Genomic DNA, 16,530 nt, shown 5'->3' on the forward strand with positions numbered 1-16,530 from the left:
ATAAAACGTTAATCATCCTGATGTGTACGTTAACAATTGGTATTTTGACCGAACACCTATAAGTTAGGGAGTCCGATTGGTCTTTAAAGTGCATGCATGCCTCAAGCAGGAAGCATAAAACCTTTAAAGCAGGACACCCACCTGCCAAAAGCGGGATCAAAACTTTATTGTTTGACGGCACTATCGGGATTACGCAAAAATACTGCACATTTTTTGTGCAGTATTTTTGTATATTGAAAAAAGGAATTCCGACTCCCTCCATCATTCCAATATATATGTCTGATTCAAACTAGTTAGAGCCTTGTGCAATCTGTTCAAGATTTCCGTTTTTATCCATACGGAAGGAAGGAGAATTCACAAGATTGGTATCCTCAAAAACTGTCATCTTGCGGGCACGATCCATAATCTGGATAAATGTCTGATAATCTTCTTTCATCGCTTGCAGCTGTTGTTCCGTATCTGCTAATTTCTTTTTTAATTCTTCGACTTTTGTCTGCAAGGATTGATTCTCACTCTCTAACGATTGCATCGACGATCTCGATTGATTGGAAGTATATAATTCTTTTTTTAGTGATTTTAAATACTTAATAACAGTATCTAAATTAAATGCTGCAACCGGTTCAGCACTTGTTTGTACGGCCGGCACCTCCACGGAAGTCTCCAGTGGCGGGATATTTTCTGTGCTTTCAACAGGCTCTGCTTTGGGAACAGCCTGAATGGTTTTGTTTAAAGCTCTTTTTCTTTCTTTTCTTTGTCTTTTTGCTAAATCAATTGCATTTTCGTATTTATTACGCACTTCTGCATTCCATCTGAATCCACAAGCTGCTGAAGTACGGTTTAAATGATCTCCCACTTCTTCAAAAGCGTTCAATTGGGTGCTGCCCTCACGAATATGCCGCAAGACAGTTTCTGCCAACAGCAAATCATCTTCATGAGACCAAGCGTCTTGTCTTACTTTTACCATGTTATTCACTCCTCATAATTATAAAAATACGTAGAAAATCTGTCATCCTTTATCGTTTAATGAATATACAGTTTTTCTTACACCTGCACGTTAAAAAGTGAGATTTCCTAACGTACTAGAAAGATTATAGTAATCTCTATTCTTTCCAGAGGAGTTTAAAATTATACATTGCTTTAAAATTATAGTGTGAGTTCAAAAGTTTGATAAAATGAAGCCTCCTGTTCTTTAAAGAGAGTGAAGAGTGCAAAAAAGCCCATACACATCAGGTCTAGAATGGATGTGTATGGGCGGAAAAAGGTCACTTTATCTAATTTTTGTTAATTCGTTCATATACTTGTTTTAATGCAGTCTCAAATTTTCCTGTGTCTTTGGGTGTATAGTAGTTTCGATTTTTAATGGTGTCAGGTAAATATTGCTGTTTGATCCATGCCCCTGGGTAATTATGCGGGTATTTATAATCTGCTCCTCTGCCAAGCTTAGTTGCCCCTGAATAATGTGCATCCTTTAAATGTGCTGGAATATCACCGCTGTTGCCTTTGCGAATATCCTCCAAGGCTGCGTCCAAAGCTTTATAGGCTGTATTTGATTTGGGAGAAAGGGCTAATTCCACAATAATATTAGCTAAAGGAATCCGCGCTTCCGGAAAGCCGATCCGTTCAGCTGCTTGAACAGCAGCAATGGCGCGCGGGCCAGCCTGCGGACTTGCCAGACCTACGTCTTCATATGCAATGACAATCAGCCTTCTGGCAATACTGTCTAAGTCGCCGGCTTCAATCAGACGTCCTAAATAATGAAGCGCTGCATCCACGTCGCTTCCGCGGATTGATTTTTGAAAAGCACTTAAAACATCGTAATGAGCATCTCCGTCTTTATCGTGAGAAAAGCTTTTTTTCTGCATACATTCTTCCGCAATTTCCAGTGTTATCTCGATTTGCCCCTCTGCGTCCGGCGGGGTAGAGCTGACCGCCAGTTCCAGGCCATTTAAAGCTGATCTCAAGTCCCCATTTGCTGAGATGGCAAAATGTTCTATAGCATCTTCATGGATATGAATCGCTTTATCTCCGTATCCGTTCGATGTATCCCGGACAGCGCGCTGCAGTGCCGTTTTAACATTGTCCAGCGTTAACCCGCGTAATTCAAATAAATGACAGCGGCTCCGGATTGCCGGGTTGATGGAATGGTACGGATTGCTGGTTGTACAGCCTATCAAGGTCAGTAAATTATTCTCTAAATGCGGCAGTAAAAAATCCTGTTTTGCTTTATCCAGACGATGTACTTCATCTAAGATAAGAACTGTTTGACCTTGCATTTTAGCCTGCTCGACAACAATTTCCATATCCTTCTTTTTATCTGTAACGGCATTTAAGGTTTTGGAGGGAAGTCCGATTGTTTCTGCAAGGGCAAATGCCATGGATGTTTTTCCTGTTCCGGGAGGGCCGAATAAAATCATGGAAGAAAGCTGGTTAGCTTTTATCATCCGATCAATTATTTTCGCTTGACCTACCAGGTGTTCTTGTCCTATAATATCATCTATGTTTTTTGGTCGCATTCGAAATGCGAGTGGCTGTTTATACATGACATAACTTCCTTCATCTGTTTAGGTATCGTATTCTATTAGCTTAAAGCGAATATAGAAGAAATGCAAGAGGTTAGCAGTCATGCTATAATAGGTATTGATAATATAAATAATCAAATTTGTATAGGTGGAATTAAAAGTTGGTATAATGAAAGAATAGGTTTGAATAGAATCTTTCAGCTATTATTCGTCCGCTTGAAGACCTTTATACTTCAGGGATTAAAAAGGAAGTTTGAGTACGTTTCATAACTTGATGGAACTTTACTTGCTAAAGTTTTTCAGCGGGGCGGGCAGCTGCAGTCCCGTTTATTAGAAAAGGTAAAGTGAAGCCGGACTGTATGAGGTTTCCCTTTGTAACAACTTATTATAGTACATTATATAAATGACAGAAGATAGTTAAAAAAATTGAGGTGTAAATGATGAAAATTTCAACTAAAGGAAGATACGGACTGACAATAATGATAGATTTGGCAAAAAACGAAGGGAACGGGCCGATTTCCCTAAAGGTTATTGCAAAGGATAATGATCTGTCAGAACATTATTTAGAGCAGCTAGCTTCTCCATTAAGAAATGCTGGATTAATTAAAAGTATACGCGGTGCATATGGAGGATACCAGCTTGCTAAAAAACCGGAGGAAATTAAAGCCGGTGATGTGATTCGGGTGTTGGAAGGTCCGTTAACCATTGTGGAAGGCATGGAAAATGAGAAGCCGGCACAGGCATCCTTATGGCTGCAAATCAGAGATGCGGTAAAAGATGTATTAGAAAAAACGACTCTGGAAGATTTGGCAAATTATGATGAAAGTGATGAAGGACCTGCAGAGGCATATATGTTTTATATTTAAGGGCTGGAAAGGATTTTGACTCATGGAAGCAATATATTTAGACCATGCCGCTACTTCTCCTATGGCAAGAGGAGTTGCGGAGGCAATGATTCCTGTATATGAAGAAATCATTGGCAATGCATCAAGCGTTCATTCTTTTGGACGGAAGGCAAGGCAGCAGCTGGATGCTTCAAGGCAGGCTCTGGCAGCATCTATTGGTGCAAATGAAAAGGAACTTATATTTACAAGCGGCGGAACAGAGGCGGATAATATGGCGCTCACAGGCGTTGCAGAAGCAAACCGGAATAAAGGGAACCATATTATCACTTCCATTCAGGAACATCATGCTGCTTTGCATACAGCTGAAAAGTTAGAAAAACAAGGCTTCCGTGTAACCTATTTACCTGTTGATGAAAAAGGGCTGGTCTCGACGCAAGATGTTGAAGCAGCTTTAACGGATGATACGATTTTAGTTTCTATTATGTATGTAAACAATGAGACAGGTGTTATTCAGCCTATCAGTGAGATTGGAGAATTGCTAAAGGAGCATCAGGCTTATTTTCATACGGATGCTGTGCAGGCTTACGGTTTGCTGGATATTGATGTGCATGCACAAAACATTGATTTACTGACAGCAACTGCACATAAAATCGGCGGTCCTAAAGGGATTGGCTTTTTATATGCAAATGAAAAAGTAGCTATGAGTCCGATTCAATTTGGCGGGGAACAGGAGCGGAAACGCCGCCCCGGTACAGAAAACATTCCGGCGGCAGTCGGTTTTGAACTGGCATCGAATATTGTAATGGAAACGAAAGCTGCAAGAAATCAACAATATGAGAAATATAAACAAATTTTAATAGATACCTTTACAGAAGCCGGCATTGATTTTGGTATCAATGGAGATCCGGAGAAGACTGTCTCCACGATAATCAATGTCCGTTTTCCAGGGGCGAATGTAGAAGCACTGCTTGCCAATTTTGATTTGAGCGGTGTTGCGGCTTCAAGTGGAAGCGCGTGTACAGCAGGAAGTGTTGAGCCTTCTCATGTATTGTCAGCCATGTTTGGTTCAGAAAGTCCGGTTACGACAAATTCAATTCGATTCAGTTTTGGACTGGCAAATACAGAAGAGAATGTAAAGGAAGCGGCAGAAAGAATTGCCGGAATCGTAAAACGATTAACAAGCTAAAGGAGGGGCGGAAATGAAAGAGAATAAAAATACACGTGTTGTTGTTGGTATGAGCGGCGGTGTCGACTCTTCCGTTGCAGCACTACTATTAAAAGAACAAGGATATGATGTTGTAGGGATCTTTATGAAAAACTGGGATGATACAGATGAATTTGGAGTCTGTACCGCGACAGAAGACTTTGATGATGTTGTCCGGGTCTGTAATCAATTAGATATACCCTATTACTCAGTCAATTTTGAAAAACAATACTGGGACAAGGTATTCACCTATTTTCTGGATGAATATAAAGCGGGAAGAACGCCAAATCCGGATGTGATGTGTAATAAAGAAATCAAGTTCAAAGCATTTCTTGACCATGCGCTTTCTTTAGGGGCAGATTATCTAGCTACCGGACATTATGCGCAGGTGGCAAGAGATGAAAATGGCAGTATTCAAATGCTGCGCGGGGCGGATGACAATAAGGATCAAACTTATTTCTTAAATCAACTCAGCTCAGATGTATTAGAAAAAGTCATGTTTCCGTTAGGGCATCTGCCAAAGCCGGAGGTCCGCAAAATTGCAGCTGATTATGGTTTGGTAACGGCAGCGAAGAAAGACTCTACCGGCATCTGCTTTATTGGAGAACGAAATTTTAAAACCTTTTTAAGTGAATATTTGCCGGCACAGCCAGGAAAAATGATGACGTTGGATGGGATTGAAAAAGGAAATCATGATGGGTTAATGTACTATACAATCGGTCAGCGTCAAGGGCTTGGCATCGGCGGTTCTGGTGACCCTTGGTTTGTTGTGGGCAAAAATTTAGAAGATAATTATTTATATGTTGCACAGGGCTATCATAATGATTATCTATATTCGGACTCGCTCGTAGCAACGGATATTAATTGGGTACAGCCGGATCAAATTGAAGAAACATTTACTTGCACAGCGAAATTCCGCTATCGTCAGAAAGATTCAGAAGTAACGGTGACAGTGAAAGACGATAAAGCCTATGTCGCATTTAAAGAAAGCCAGCGGGCAATTACGCCTGGCCAAGCCGTGGTATTTTATCAAGGCGATATTTGTCTCGGCGGCGGAACGATTGACGAAATTATTAAAGATAATAAAGCATTACAATATGTTGGTTAGTAGGATGGTTTGATAAATGGATAAAAATCAGCAGGCAATTGCATTATTAAATGAAAAAAAGTATGAAGAAGCAGCACAGCTGTTTAACGACGTTATTGAAGAGTCACCCAACGATCCGCTCGGTTATATTAATTTCGGCAACCTTTTAGTGCAGCTGAATGAGACAGAAAGGGCAGAGCGCTTTTTTGAGCGTGCTGTTGAACTGGATGAAAAAGCAGCAACAGCTTATTATGGTTTAGGTAATTTATATTTTGAGAAGGAAGATTACCAGAAAGCTTCGCAAAAATTTCTAAAGGCAATTGAGCAGGGGCTGGAGGAAGCGGATGCTTACTTTATGCTCGGGATGTGCTTCCGGAATCAAGAACAGTGGAAGCTGTCTTTACCTTATTTATTACGGGCAACCGAACTAGACTCTCAGGATGAGAGCTTTCTGTTTCAATATGGTTTGTCCTTAGCTCAGGTTGAATTGTTAGATGAAGCGCAAAAAACATTTGAAAAAGTGCTTGAATTGGATGAAGCGCATAGCGATGCTTATTATAATCTGGGTGTGATTTCCTTATTCCATGAGAAAATAGAGGAAGCTTTGCGTTATTTTGAAAAAGCACTGGAATTGCAGTCAGATCATGTCTTAGCTGCAAACGGAAAGAAAATTGCATTACAGTATATGGAGCAATTTGAGGATAAATAAGGGGTAATCATCATGGGAAACCAGATAGAAACAAAGGAAGCACTGCCTTTTGTAACAGGGAGCGTCATCAATACAATTTTTCGCAATGAGGCAGAACATTTCTCTATCGTCCGAATTAAAATAACAAAAACAAACCTTGATTATCAAGATAAAGAAATCATTGTAAAGGGGTATTTTGATCAGCTTCAGGATCAGACTGCCTATTGTTTTTATGGAGTGATGGAGAAGCATCCCCGCTATGGTTCACAATTAAAAGTACAATCCTATGAGACCATTCTGCCGACCACAAAGGATGGGCTTGTCCAATATTTATCCAGTGATTTATTTTACGGTGTCGGAAAAAAGAGCGCCTTAAAAATTGTAGAGAAGCTTGGAGAGAATGCTGTGTCTAAAATTATGGATGATCCCTCTGTTTTAGACGGCGTCTCCGGCGTATCCAAGGAAACAGGAAAAAAGCTGGCTGAGCGTCTCCGGGAAAATCAAGGATTTGAACGGGTTGCTGTTAAATTATCAGAGTACGGAATTGGTCTGAAAATGGCTCAGGTCATTTATCAGACTTATCGAGATGAAGCATTAGAGGTTCTGAAAAAAGATCCGTATCAATATGTTTTTGATATTGAAGGCTTCGGGTTCAAAATGGCAGATCAAATAGCTTCCGGACAAGGGATTTCACATACACATGAAAGCCGTATTGGTGCAGGTGTCATTTATATTCTGCAGCAAAGCATTCAGGCAGGTCATGTGTATCTTCCGTTTGAAAAATGTATGCAGGAGGTTATTTATTTACTTCATCTGCCTAATCCAGACCAAGGCTCTGTTTCTGATGTTATCATGCAGTTAAATACAGAAAAAAAGGTTATTGTCATTGATGAACGTGTTTACCTGCCCTCGTTATATTATGCAGAGGATAACTTTACTGCCAGCTTGAAAAAAATTCTTACCAAACCGATAGAGGATGAAGTGCCTTTGGCGGAGCTTTTGAAGATAACGGGTGAGATTGAGGAAGAAGAGTCATTGAGCTATGGAAAAGAACAATTTGATGCCATTGTTCAGGCAATCCACTCAAAAATTATGATTTTAACAGGCGGACCGGGAACGGGGAAAACAACGGTAATCACCGGAATTATTCAAGCATTTGCCCAAATCCACGAGCTTTCTTTAAATCTATCGGATTATCAAAAGAAAGATAATTTTCCGTTTATATTAACAGCTCCTACCGGGCGGGCAGCAAAACGGATGTCTGAGTCAACTGGCTTGCCGGCTGTGACCATCCATCGATTACTTGGCTGGAACGGTATGGGCAGCTTTGAAAAAGATGAGCATGAACCATTATCCGGAAAGCTGCTGATTGTTGATGAATTTTCCATGGTTGATACCTGGTTAGCCAATCACTTATTTAAAGCTATTCCCGATACAATGCAGATTATTCTGGTTGGTGATGAAGACCAGCTTCCATCGGTGGGGCCGGGTCAGGTTTTAACTGATTTGATGAAAAGTGAGGTATTGCCGGTTATTTCATTAACGGATGTATATCGTCAAAAAGAGGGCTCTAAAATTATTCAGCTTGCCCACCAAATTAAAAACACCGATTGTGATAAAAATTCGTTGGAGAATGCGCGTGATTTCAGTTTTATTTCCTGTCATGATTATCAGATGACAGATGTGTTGACATCTATTATTGATAAAGCGCAAAAAAAAGGAATTGCTTCTTCTTCTATTCAGGTGCTGTCTCCCATGTATCGTTCGCAAGCTGGCATTCATGCAATCAATGAAGCATTGCAGCAATTGATTAATCCTCCCGGCGAGAAAAAACGGGAGATTGCATTTCAGGATGTGGTTTATCGTGTCGGCGATCGTGTAATACAGTTAATCAATCAGCCTGAGGATGGCATATACAATGGGGACATTGGAGAGATTGTCGCCATGTTTAAACCGGAAGAAAATGCAGAGAATGAAGAACAGATTGTAATTGCATTTGAAGATAAAGAAGTTGTTTTCATTCGAAAAGATTATAATAACTTTACTCATGCCTTTTGTATTTCCATTCATAAATCACAGGGAAGTGAATTTCCAATTGTGATTCTTCCGGTGGTTTATTCACACCACCGCATGTTGCGAAAAAATCTTTTGTATACAGCAATTACAAGAGGAAAAGAGTCATTGATTATTTGCGGTGAAAAAGAGGCCTTTATTAAAGGTGTGCAAACGGAAGATACGAATCGCAGATATACTTCATTACAGGAAATGCTGCACATTCAATTAGCGAATCAAAAAGCGGAGAAGAAGGAATATGAAACGGTAGAGGACATCCCGGAGGAAGAACTGTCTCCCTACGATTTTATGGATTAAATGTATAAATATTTTTATTTGGGGCAATACTTGGACTGATAGAAGCAGAAAAAGGATGAAGATGTATGCTAGTATGTCCAAATTGCCGGGAAAAACAAATAGGAAAATTAAGCCCCACAAGTTATTATTGCTGGGTGTGTTCGATTGAATTAACAGTGTCTGGAAAGGAAGTACACATCCACCAGGTAGAAGCGGACGGGACACTCAGTTCATTAGACGATCTATTTTCAAAAGAAGAAAGAAGATTATTATAATATGGGTTTCTAAAGCGGGCAATGGTTTTCGGCGGGGCGAGTAACCGCAGTCCCAGCCCCATCGGAAAAACCACGTCAGCTAAAAAGAAAAAGTTCGCCGATTATCATTTAGTAACTTTTTGAACATCCTATTATAAACTCCCAGTCTGTTGGTTACACTATCATGGACTGGGAGTGATTATTATGTGGAAAAAAATAAAGGCAAAGCAAGTCATCTATTTCCTTGTGATTGCTATCCTTTCTTTTATTCTTTTATATTTTTTAGCTATCACCAAACCATATTATGCGGCATTTTTTTCCTTTGTCTTTAAGCTGGTGCTTCCATTTTTGATTGCCGGAATTTTGGCTTTCTTGCTGCACCCATTGATTGAGTGGCTGCATCGATACCGGATTCATCGCGGGATCGCAATATTAGTGATATATCTGCTTTTTTTTGGAGGTGCCGGCTACGCAATATATCGCGCGTATCCATTAATTGTTGAACAGGTGAAGGAAATGAGCCGTAACTTTCCAGAATTTATCGCGCTGTACCAAGACGGGTTAAATAAGGTATATACCTCTACTGCTTTTTTACCGGAGACCGTACATGACAGGATGGATATGTTTATTCAATCCCTAGAGAATGCGATGAACAACTTTTCAGGGAAAATCATCGGCGGTTTTAATGGAATGATGGATGCGGTTATTCTCTTAACGATTATCCCGGTCCTTGTCTTTTATTTCTTAAAGGATTATCCATTTATCAAATCCTTTCTGTTTCGACTTATCCCGTATAAATATCGAAGCGACACAGGAAATGTATGCAAAGAAATAGGGAAAGGACTCGGCGGTTATATTCGTGGACAGTTTATTATCAGCGCAGCAGTCGGCGTTATTTCCACCTTGAGCTGGATGTGGTTAGATTTACCTTATGCTTTATTGCTGGGAATCATTTTGGCAATCGTCAACATCATTCCTTATTTTGGTCCGATCCTTGGTGCTATCCCGGTAGTAACCGTTGCTTATATGGTTGAACCGGAAAAAGCATTATTCGTTATCGTGATCATCTTTGTCATTCAATTGATTGAGAGTAATCTGTTATCGCCATATATAATGGGAAAAACAGTAAAGATTCATCCGATCGGCATTATTTTCGCCTTGTTATTAGGCGGACAACTGGCCGGCGTCATTGGTATGGTTATTTCAGTCCCTGTTTTTACCATGTTGAAAGTATTGATTCAGCAGTATCAGGTTTCAAAAGCCGGCTAAATTAGAAATAAGTATTTCATTATGTATTTTCTAAAGGCGAAAAATTGACATACAGCGGAAAAATCACTATAATAACGCTATAATCATACAAACAACAGGAAATGATAAAAAACTGTCATTTTTAATCATGTAGAACACGTTGAAGGTATTAAGTACATGACATGATATTTCAAGAGAGGGACTCCCCCGGCTGAAAGGAATCCTAATTATACTGTTATGGAAAGCTACACTGGAGTACGGCTAATCCCCGTCGGTATCATACCGTTATAATGATGAAAGTGATGAACATGGATTGTTCATAATAAGGGTGGTACCGCGAAATCTCGTCCCTGCAATGATGCAGAGAGGAGATTTTTTGTTTGATAAAAAAAGGAGGGAAAATGATAATGAAATTTTTAAGTTCCGCAGAAATTCGGCAAATGTTTATTGATTTTTTTAAAGAGAAAGGGCATCAGGTTGAACCAAGTGCTTCTTTAGTACCGCATGAAGACCCTACGCTTCTTTGGATTAATAGCGGGGTGGCAACATTAAAAAAATATTTTGACGGCCGGATTATCCCGGATAATCCTAGGATTGTGAATGCACAAAAAGCAATACGTACAAATGATATTGAAAACGTCGGTTTTACAGCGCGTCACCATACGTTTTTTGAGATGCTAGGAAACTTCTCCATTGGTGATTATTTTAAAGAAGAAGCGATTGAATGGGCATGGGAGTTTTTGACAGATGAGAAATGGATAGGTTTTGATCCGGAAAAATTATCTGTCACGGTTCACCCGGAAGATGATGAAGCGTATGATCTTTGGCTGCAAAAAATTGGTCTGCCAAAAGAGCGGATCATCCGATTGGAAGAAAACTTCTGGGATATTGGAGAAGGCCCAAGCGGACCGAATACCGAGATTTTTTATGATAGAGGCGAAAGCTATGGAAATGACCCGGCTGATCCAGAACTTTATCCGGGGGGAGAAAACAGCAGGTATTTAGAGGTTTGGAATCTCGTGTTTTCGCAATTTAACCATAATCCAGACGATACGTATACACCGTTGCCAAAGAAAAACATTGATACAGGAATGGGATTAGAACGGTTAACCTCCATTATTCAAGAGGTACCTACAAACTATGAAACAGATTTATTTATGCCGATTATCCAGGCAACGGAAATGATTGCAAACAGCAAATATGGGGAGGATGATGCAGCGGATACGGCATTTAAAGTAATTGCTGATCATATTCGAACAGTCAGCTTTGCCATTGGTGATGGGGCCATGCCGTCGAATGAAGGCAGAGGTTATGTCCTGCGCCGGCTGCTTCGCCGTGCTATCCGTTTTGCGAAGGACCTTAATATCCATGAAGCCTTTATGTACCGTCTTGTTCCGGTAGTAGCTGAAATTATGAAAGATTTCTATCCGGAGGTTGTAAAGGAAACAGACTACATTCAAAAAATAATTAAAGTGGAGGAGGATCGCTTCCATGAAACGTTAAATGATGGATTAGAAATCTTAACCAAACTTATGGAAGCAGAAAAAGAAAAAGGAAGCACGATATTTCCTGGGGAAGAAGTATTCCGCTTATATGATACGTACGGTTTTCCAAAGGAATTAACAGAAGAATATGTAGAAAAACTTGGTTTTACTGTGAATCAAGAAGGCTTTGAAAATGAAATGAAGCTGCAGCGTGAAAGAGCAAGAAATGCACGGCAAAAAGTGGATTCCATGCAGGTTCAAGACACTGTTTTTTCAACGATAGATGTAGAAAGTGAATTTGTAGGATATTCTTTATTAGAAAAAGAAACGGTCATTCAAGCAATCATTCAGGGCAAAGAAACAACAGAATCTGCAGAAGCAGGACAAGAAGCATATATTCTGCTGAAGGAAACGCCATTTTATGCGGAAAGCGGTGGGCAGGTTGCTGATATTGGTTTCATTCAAACAGATCATGCCTATGCGGTCGTTACGGATGTGCAAAAGTCTCCAAATGGCCAGCATATACACCGTGTAGAAGTAAAAGAGGGCGTATTACAGGTTGGGGAGCAAGCAGAAGCGGTTGTTGACCGTGCATTTCGGAATGATGTCATTAAAAACCATACGGCGACGCATTTACTTCATCAGGCATTAAAAGATGTACTGGGTTCTCATGTTAATCAGGCAGGTTCATTGAACGGGACCAATCGTCTCCGCTTTGATTTTTCTCATTTCAGCAGTGTAACGGATGAAGAACTGGATGAAATCGAAAAAATAGTAAATCAAAAAATATGGGAATCGATTCCGGTTGTGATTGAAACAAAAGGAATTGAAGAAGCAAAAGCGATGGGGGCAATGGCCTTATTCGGTGAAAAATATGGCGATGTTGTCCGGGTTGTTCAAATCAATGATTACAGTATTGAGCTGTGCGGCGGATGCCATGTGAGCAATACAGCTGAAATAGGCTTGTTTAAAATCGTATCAGAAAGCGGCATAGGTGCAGGTACAAGAAGGATTGAAGCTGTTACAAGCAAAGAAGCTTACAGCTATTTAAATAATAAAATCGAATTGTTGAAGCAGTCAGGTACATTATTAAAAGCTAAAGACGAGCAGATTCCGCAAAAAGTGACTGCTTTACAATCGGAATTAAAAGAAACACAAAAACAGGTAGATTCACTGCAGGCTAAACTATCTAATCTCGAAGCATCTTCTATTTTAGATGAAATAAAAGAGGTAAATAATGTAAAAGTTCTGGCTAAACAAGTCGATGTAAAAGATATGAATCAGTTACGTTCGATGGTAGATGAATTAAAACAAAAAATAGAATCAGGTGTAATTCTTCTCGCAGCTGTCAATAATAATAAAGTACAGCTTATTGCAGGAGTGACAAAAGACCTGATGAAACAAAATCTCCATGCCGGAAACTTGGTGAAGCAGTCAGCTGCAATTTGCGGCGGCGGTGGTGGTGGCCGTCCGGATATGGCACAGGCTGGGGGAAAAGACCCATCTAAAGTTACAGAAGCATTACAAAGTGCTTTAACTTATGTAACAGACGTGACAAATGCTTAATCCTTGGTTGTATGTTTTCTCGTTAATAAGTATAATGATAGAGATAAACATGTTAAAATAGAAGTAGAAGGTTAATGAAGGACGAGGTGTCATTATGAGTTCAATTGATAAAACAATGAAATTCAACTTTTCCGAAGAACCATTTGACCAGGATATTAAAAAGATTTTAATGACTGTTCATGAATCATTACAGGAAAAAGGATATAATCCGATCAATCAGATTGTCGGATACCTATTGTCAGGTGATCCTGCATACATTCCTAGATATAATGATGCGCGTAATTTGATACGTAAAGTTGAACGGGATGAAGTTATTGAAGAACTTGTAAAGTTTTATCTAGAACAGAATAAGGAGAATTCATGAAAGCGATAGGTTTAGACGTGGGTTCAAAAACAATAGGTGTTGCCGTAAGTGATGCCCTTGGCTGGACAGCGCAAGGGTTAACCACTATTTATTGGGATGAGAATGAATTTGAATCTGCAGATGAAGAACTAAAGGGTCTGATTGAGGAAAATGAAGCATCTCTGATTGTAATCGGACTCCCTAAAAATATGAACGGCACGATTGGTGAAAGAGGCGAGGCGTCCGAGCGCTATGCTGCGTATGTAAAGGAAAAGTATGAATTGCCTGTGGTATTATGGGACGAGCGTTTAACCACGATGGCAGCGGAACGTGTACTGCTGGAAGCGGACATGAGCCGTAAGAAAAGGAAAAAAGTAATTGATAAGATGGCAGCTACAATGATTTTGCAGGGTTATCTAGATTCAAAAGGAGGCATTATGTAATGACATTAGAAGAAAAAGAACGCATTATTATCCCCGACGAAAATGGGGACGAGCATTTGTTTGAAGTGCTATTCACCTTTGATGTGGATGAAACAGAACAATCTTATATTGCTGTCGTGCCTGCTGAACAAGCAGAGGATGAAGAGGTAGAGGTATACGCATTCCGTTACGAAGAACAGGAGAATGAAGATTTTACCCTGTACCCGATTGATTCCGATGAAGAGTGGAGCATGGTAGAGGAAATGTTAAACACATTAGCTGAAGAAGAAGAGTAAAGAGATAAAAGAAAGCTGACATTCACATTTTGTGACATCAGCTTTCTTTTCCCGTGTAATTGCTGCTTTCTATCCCTTTTCATACCTGCTGAAATATATATTTTTTTCAAAATTCCTGTTGAAAATGAATCTTTTTGTTTAAGATGTAGAAGGATGAAATAAAATAACAGGAATATTGGATAATTTTATATGAATTTAGTATAATGAAGCGGATGAAAGGGGGACACAGAGTGTCAAAAGATGACAAGCATAACGGATTCCAAAAGAATCTTATACAAAGAGCAAAAGATGCTTCTAAAGTAAGAAAGATTGTCGCAATTATTATTGTTTGTTTTACGCTCATCTTAATAATCGGCGGAATTTCAGGTTATTTATATATTCATTCTGCACTACAGCCTATTGATGAAGAAAATTCAACTCCTGTAGAAGTGGAAATCCCGATTGGGTCTTCCAGCTCAACGATAGCCGGGATACTTGAAGAAAACGGAATTATCAAGGATGCCCGTGTATTTCGTTTTTATACAAAATTTAATAATGTGAACGAATTTCAAGCTGGAAATTATACATTCAATACAGCCATGAGCATGGATGAAATTATTGAATCGCTGCAGCATGGAAGAATTATTGTCGATGCGGTCCATACTATTACAATCCCTGAAGGATTGACTGTAGACCAAATTGCTGAAATATATAGTGAGCAGCTTTCTTTTTCGGAGGAAGATTTCCTGGAGGTTGCCAATGATCCAGATTTTATTGACGAATTAATGGAGGAATATCCTTCCTTACTGACGGAGGATATTCTGGATGAAGATATTCGTACCCCTTTAGAAGGTTATATGTTTGCTTCCACTTATGAGTTTTATGAAGAAGAACCATCCATTGAATCGATAATAGATCGTATGGTAGAACAAACAAATTCTATCTTCCAGCAATATGAAGGAGAGATTGCAGATCGAGGTTTTACTCCACACGAAGCGATAACCTTTGCATCCGTAGTGGAAAAAGAAACTGCTCATGAAGAGGAGCGCGCACAAATTGCCGGCGTATTCCAGAATCGCTTGGATGAGGATATCCAGCTGCAGACAGATCCAACGGTATTGTATGCAAAAGGAGAACATCAAGCAGTGGTCACCTTTGATGATTTAGAAACCGAGTCACCTTACAATACCTATTTGGTGGATGGACTGCCGGTAGGCCCGATATCGAATTTTGCGGAAAACTCCTTGAAAGCAGTAATCTCACCGGAAGATTCCGATTATCTGTATTTCTTACATGATGAAGATGGTAATATTCATTTTGCTGAAACATTTGATGAACATGTAGAAAACCGGGAAAAATATATCAATTAAAGTGTGTTCCAAAAGTGCTCACTCTTAAACGGACTAATGGAGAGCTTCTCCATTTTCCGTTTTCTTTTTTAGCCGTCAGGAAAGGGTCGTGTTTTTCTAAGAATTGGTTGCGATTGCTCAACCCGTCATGCCCTCACAGCGGTTGTTAATATTAAAAATAAAGCTGCATTGTCACCCATCGATTTTGGTGAAGAACCAATTATAATGGTTGAATGTAAAAGGAAATGATGAAATGGAAAAAGATATCGAGAGCTACTTGGAAAATCTGCTTCCTGCTTCTTCAGGAGCTGCAGACGTCCTTGAAAAATATGCCGAAATCAATCATGTGCCGATTATCAACCGGAGCAGCATGCATATGATTAATCTTATTTTAAAGATGAAGCAGCCGGAAAAGATTTTAGAAGTAGGCACAGCGATTGGTTATTCCGCATTGCGTATGCTGGAAGGAGCGTCAAAAGCAAATATCGTTACCATTGAAAAAGATGCCAATCGTTATCAGGAAGCAATCACAAATATCAAGGAACAGAAACGTGATAATCAAATCGAAGTTATTTTTGGAGACGCCGCAGAAGTCATGCAGGAATTAGCTGAAAAAAATTTACAGTATGATGTTATTTTTATTGATGCAGCAAAAGGGCAATATCAAGTTTATTTTGATTTAGCAGATAAAATGCTGATGCCCGGAGGTGTATTGATTACCGATAATGTATTATTTCGGGGCATGGTCTTCTCGAATGAAGAGGTGCCTAAAAAATATAAAACACTGGTACGGAAATTAAGATCGTACAATGAGATGCTAGTGAATCATCCGGATTATCATACATCGATTATACCGATGGATGATGGTGTCTCCATTAGCTATAAAAAGTAAGGTGT

The 16,530-nt window shown here is 39.6% G+C and carries 15 protein-coding genes, 1 other RNA gene and 1 other annotated feature; of the genes, 14 read left to right on the forward strand and 2 right to left on the reverse strand.

Annotated features, from left to right (window positions below; genetic code table 11):
* Positions 1 to 11 precede the first annotated feature (11 nt).
* A non-coding RNA gene (gene ssrS, locus ACZSMY_RS03865) (6S RNA) lies at positions 12 to 194 on the forward strand.
* A 95-nt stretch (positions 195 to 289) separates the two neighbouring features.
* On the opposite strand, the gene ACZSMY_RS03870 is transcribed toward ssrS, so the two are convergent.
* Together ACZSMY_RS03870 and ACZSMY_RS03875 are read right to left on the reverse strand one after the other, a co-directional pair.
* Positions 290 to 964, reverse strand: a complete 675-nt coding sequence (locus tag ACZSMY_RS03870) for an RsfA family transcriptional regulator (protein ID WP_042534335.1) — start codon at positions 962 to 964, stop codon at positions 290 to 292.
* Positions 965 to 1,271: 307 nt separating this feature from the next.
* Positions 1,272 to 2,540 (reverse strand): replication-associated recombination protein A, encoded by a 1,269-nt coding sequence (locus tag ACZSMY_RS03875; RefSeq protein ID WP_256704745.1) that lies wholly within the window; start codon positions 2,538 to 2,540, stop codon positions 1,272 to 1,274.
* 419 nt (positions 2,541 to 2,959) lie between these two features.
* Between ACZSMY_RS03875 and cymR the strand changes: the two genes are divergently transcribed.
* The 13 genes from cymR (at position 2,960) to ACZSMY_RS03940 (ending at position 16,525) form a co-directional block, all read left to right on the forward strand.
* Complete coding sequence (cymR, locus tag ACZSMY_RS03880) at positions 2,960 to 3,385, forward strand: cysteine metabolism transcriptional regulator CymR (RefSeq protein WP_042534331.1); 426 nt, start codon at positions 2,960 to 2,962, stop codon at positions 3,383 to 3,385.
* 22 nt (positions 3,386 to 3,407) lie between these two features.
* Positions 3,408 to 4,550 (forward strand): cysteine desulfurase family protein, encoded by a 1,143-nt coding sequence (locus tag ACZSMY_RS03885; RefSeq protein WP_256704744.1) that lies wholly within the window; start codon positions 3,408 to 3,410, stop codon positions 4,548 to 4,550.
* A 13-nt stretch (positions 4,551 to 4,563) separates the two neighbouring features.
* On the forward strand, positions 4,564 to 5,676 hold the full coding sequence (gene mnmA / locus ACZSMY_RS03890) for a tRNA 2-thiouridine(34) synthase MnmA (RefSeq protein ID WP_042534327.1): 1,113 nt from the start codon (positions 4,564 to 4,566) through the stop codon (positions 5,674 to 5,676).
* 16 nt (positions 5,677 to 5,692) lie between these two features.
* The gene (locus ACZSMY_RS03895) at positions 5,693 to 6,364 is read left to right on the forward strand and encodes a tetratricopeptide repeat protein (RefSeq protein WP_193062270.1); all 672 of its coding nucleotides are present in this window, start codon (positions 5,693 to 5,695) and stop codon (positions 6,362 to 6,364) included.
* Between the two features lie 12 nt (positions 6,365 to 6,376).
* Positions 6,377 to 8,713, forward strand: a complete 2,337-nt coding sequence (gene recD2, locus ACZSMY_RS03900; RefSeq protein WP_193062268.1) for an SF1B family DNA helicase RecD2 — start codon at positions 6,377 to 6,379, stop codon at positions 8,711 to 8,713.
* A 65-nt stretch (positions 8,714 to 8,778) separates the two neighbouring features.
* A complete protein-coding gene (locus ACZSMY_RS03905; protein WP_084612979.1) occupies positions 8,779 to 8,967 on the forward strand; it encodes a hypothetical protein in 189 nt (62 codons plus the stop codon).
* A 183-nt stretch (positions 8,968 to 9,150) separates the two neighbouring features.
* Positions 9,151 to 10,215 (forward strand): AI-2E family transporter, encoded by a 1,065-nt coding sequence (locus tag ACZSMY_RS03910; protein ID WP_052485078.1) that lies wholly within the window; start codon positions 9,151 to 9,153, stop codon positions 10,213 to 10,215.
* Positions 10,216 to 10,345: 130 nt separating this feature from the next.
* Positions 10,346 to 10,549, forward strand: a binding site (T-box leader).
* Between the two features lie 52 nt (positions 10,550 to 10,601).
* A complete protein-coding gene (gene alaS / locus ACZSMY_RS03915; RefSeq protein WP_465147465.1) occupies positions 10,602 to 13,244 on the forward strand; it encodes an alanine--tRNA ligase in 2,643 nt (880 codons plus the stop codon).
* Between the two features lie 94 nt (positions 13,245 to 13,338).
* Positions 13,339 to 13,608, forward strand: coding sequence for an IreB family regulatory phosphoprotein (locus tag ACZSMY_RS03920; RefSeq protein WP_042534321.1), 270 nt, complete (start codon positions 13,339 to 13,341; stop codon positions 13,606 to 13,608).
* A complete protein-coding gene (gene ruvX / locus ACZSMY_RS03925) occupies positions 13,605 to 14,030 on the forward strand; it encodes a Holliday junction resolvase RuvX (protein ID WP_042534319.1) in 426 nt (141 codons plus the stop codon). The genes ACZSMY_RS03920 and ruvX overlap by 4 nt, the downstream gene beginning before the upstream one ends.
* Positions 14,030 to 14,305, forward strand: a complete 276-nt coding sequence (locus tag ACZSMY_RS03930) for a DUF1292 domain-containing protein (protein ID WP_042534317.1) — start codon at positions 14,030 to 14,032, stop codon at positions 14,303 to 14,305. The genes ruvX and ACZSMY_RS03930 overlap by 1 nt, the downstream gene beginning before the upstream one ends.
* A gap of 230 nt (positions 14,306 to 14,535) precedes the next feature.
* Positions 14,536 to 15,654, forward strand: a complete 1,119-nt coding sequence (gene mltG / locus ACZSMY_RS03935) for an endolytic transglycosylase MltG (RefSeq protein ID WP_465147466.1) — start codon at positions 14,536 to 14,538, stop codon at positions 15,652 to 15,654.
* Between the two features lie 232 nt (positions 15,655 to 15,886).
* Positions 15,887 to 16,525, forward strand: coding sequence for an O-methyltransferase (locus ACZSMY_RS03940; protein ID WP_465147467.1), 639 nt, complete (start codon positions 15,887 to 15,889; stop codon positions 16,523 to 16,525).
* The last annotated feature ends 5 nt before the right edge of the window (positions 16,526 to 16,530 follow it).

It is taken from the genome of Oceanobacillus sp. B139/18 (assembly GCF_055524595.1).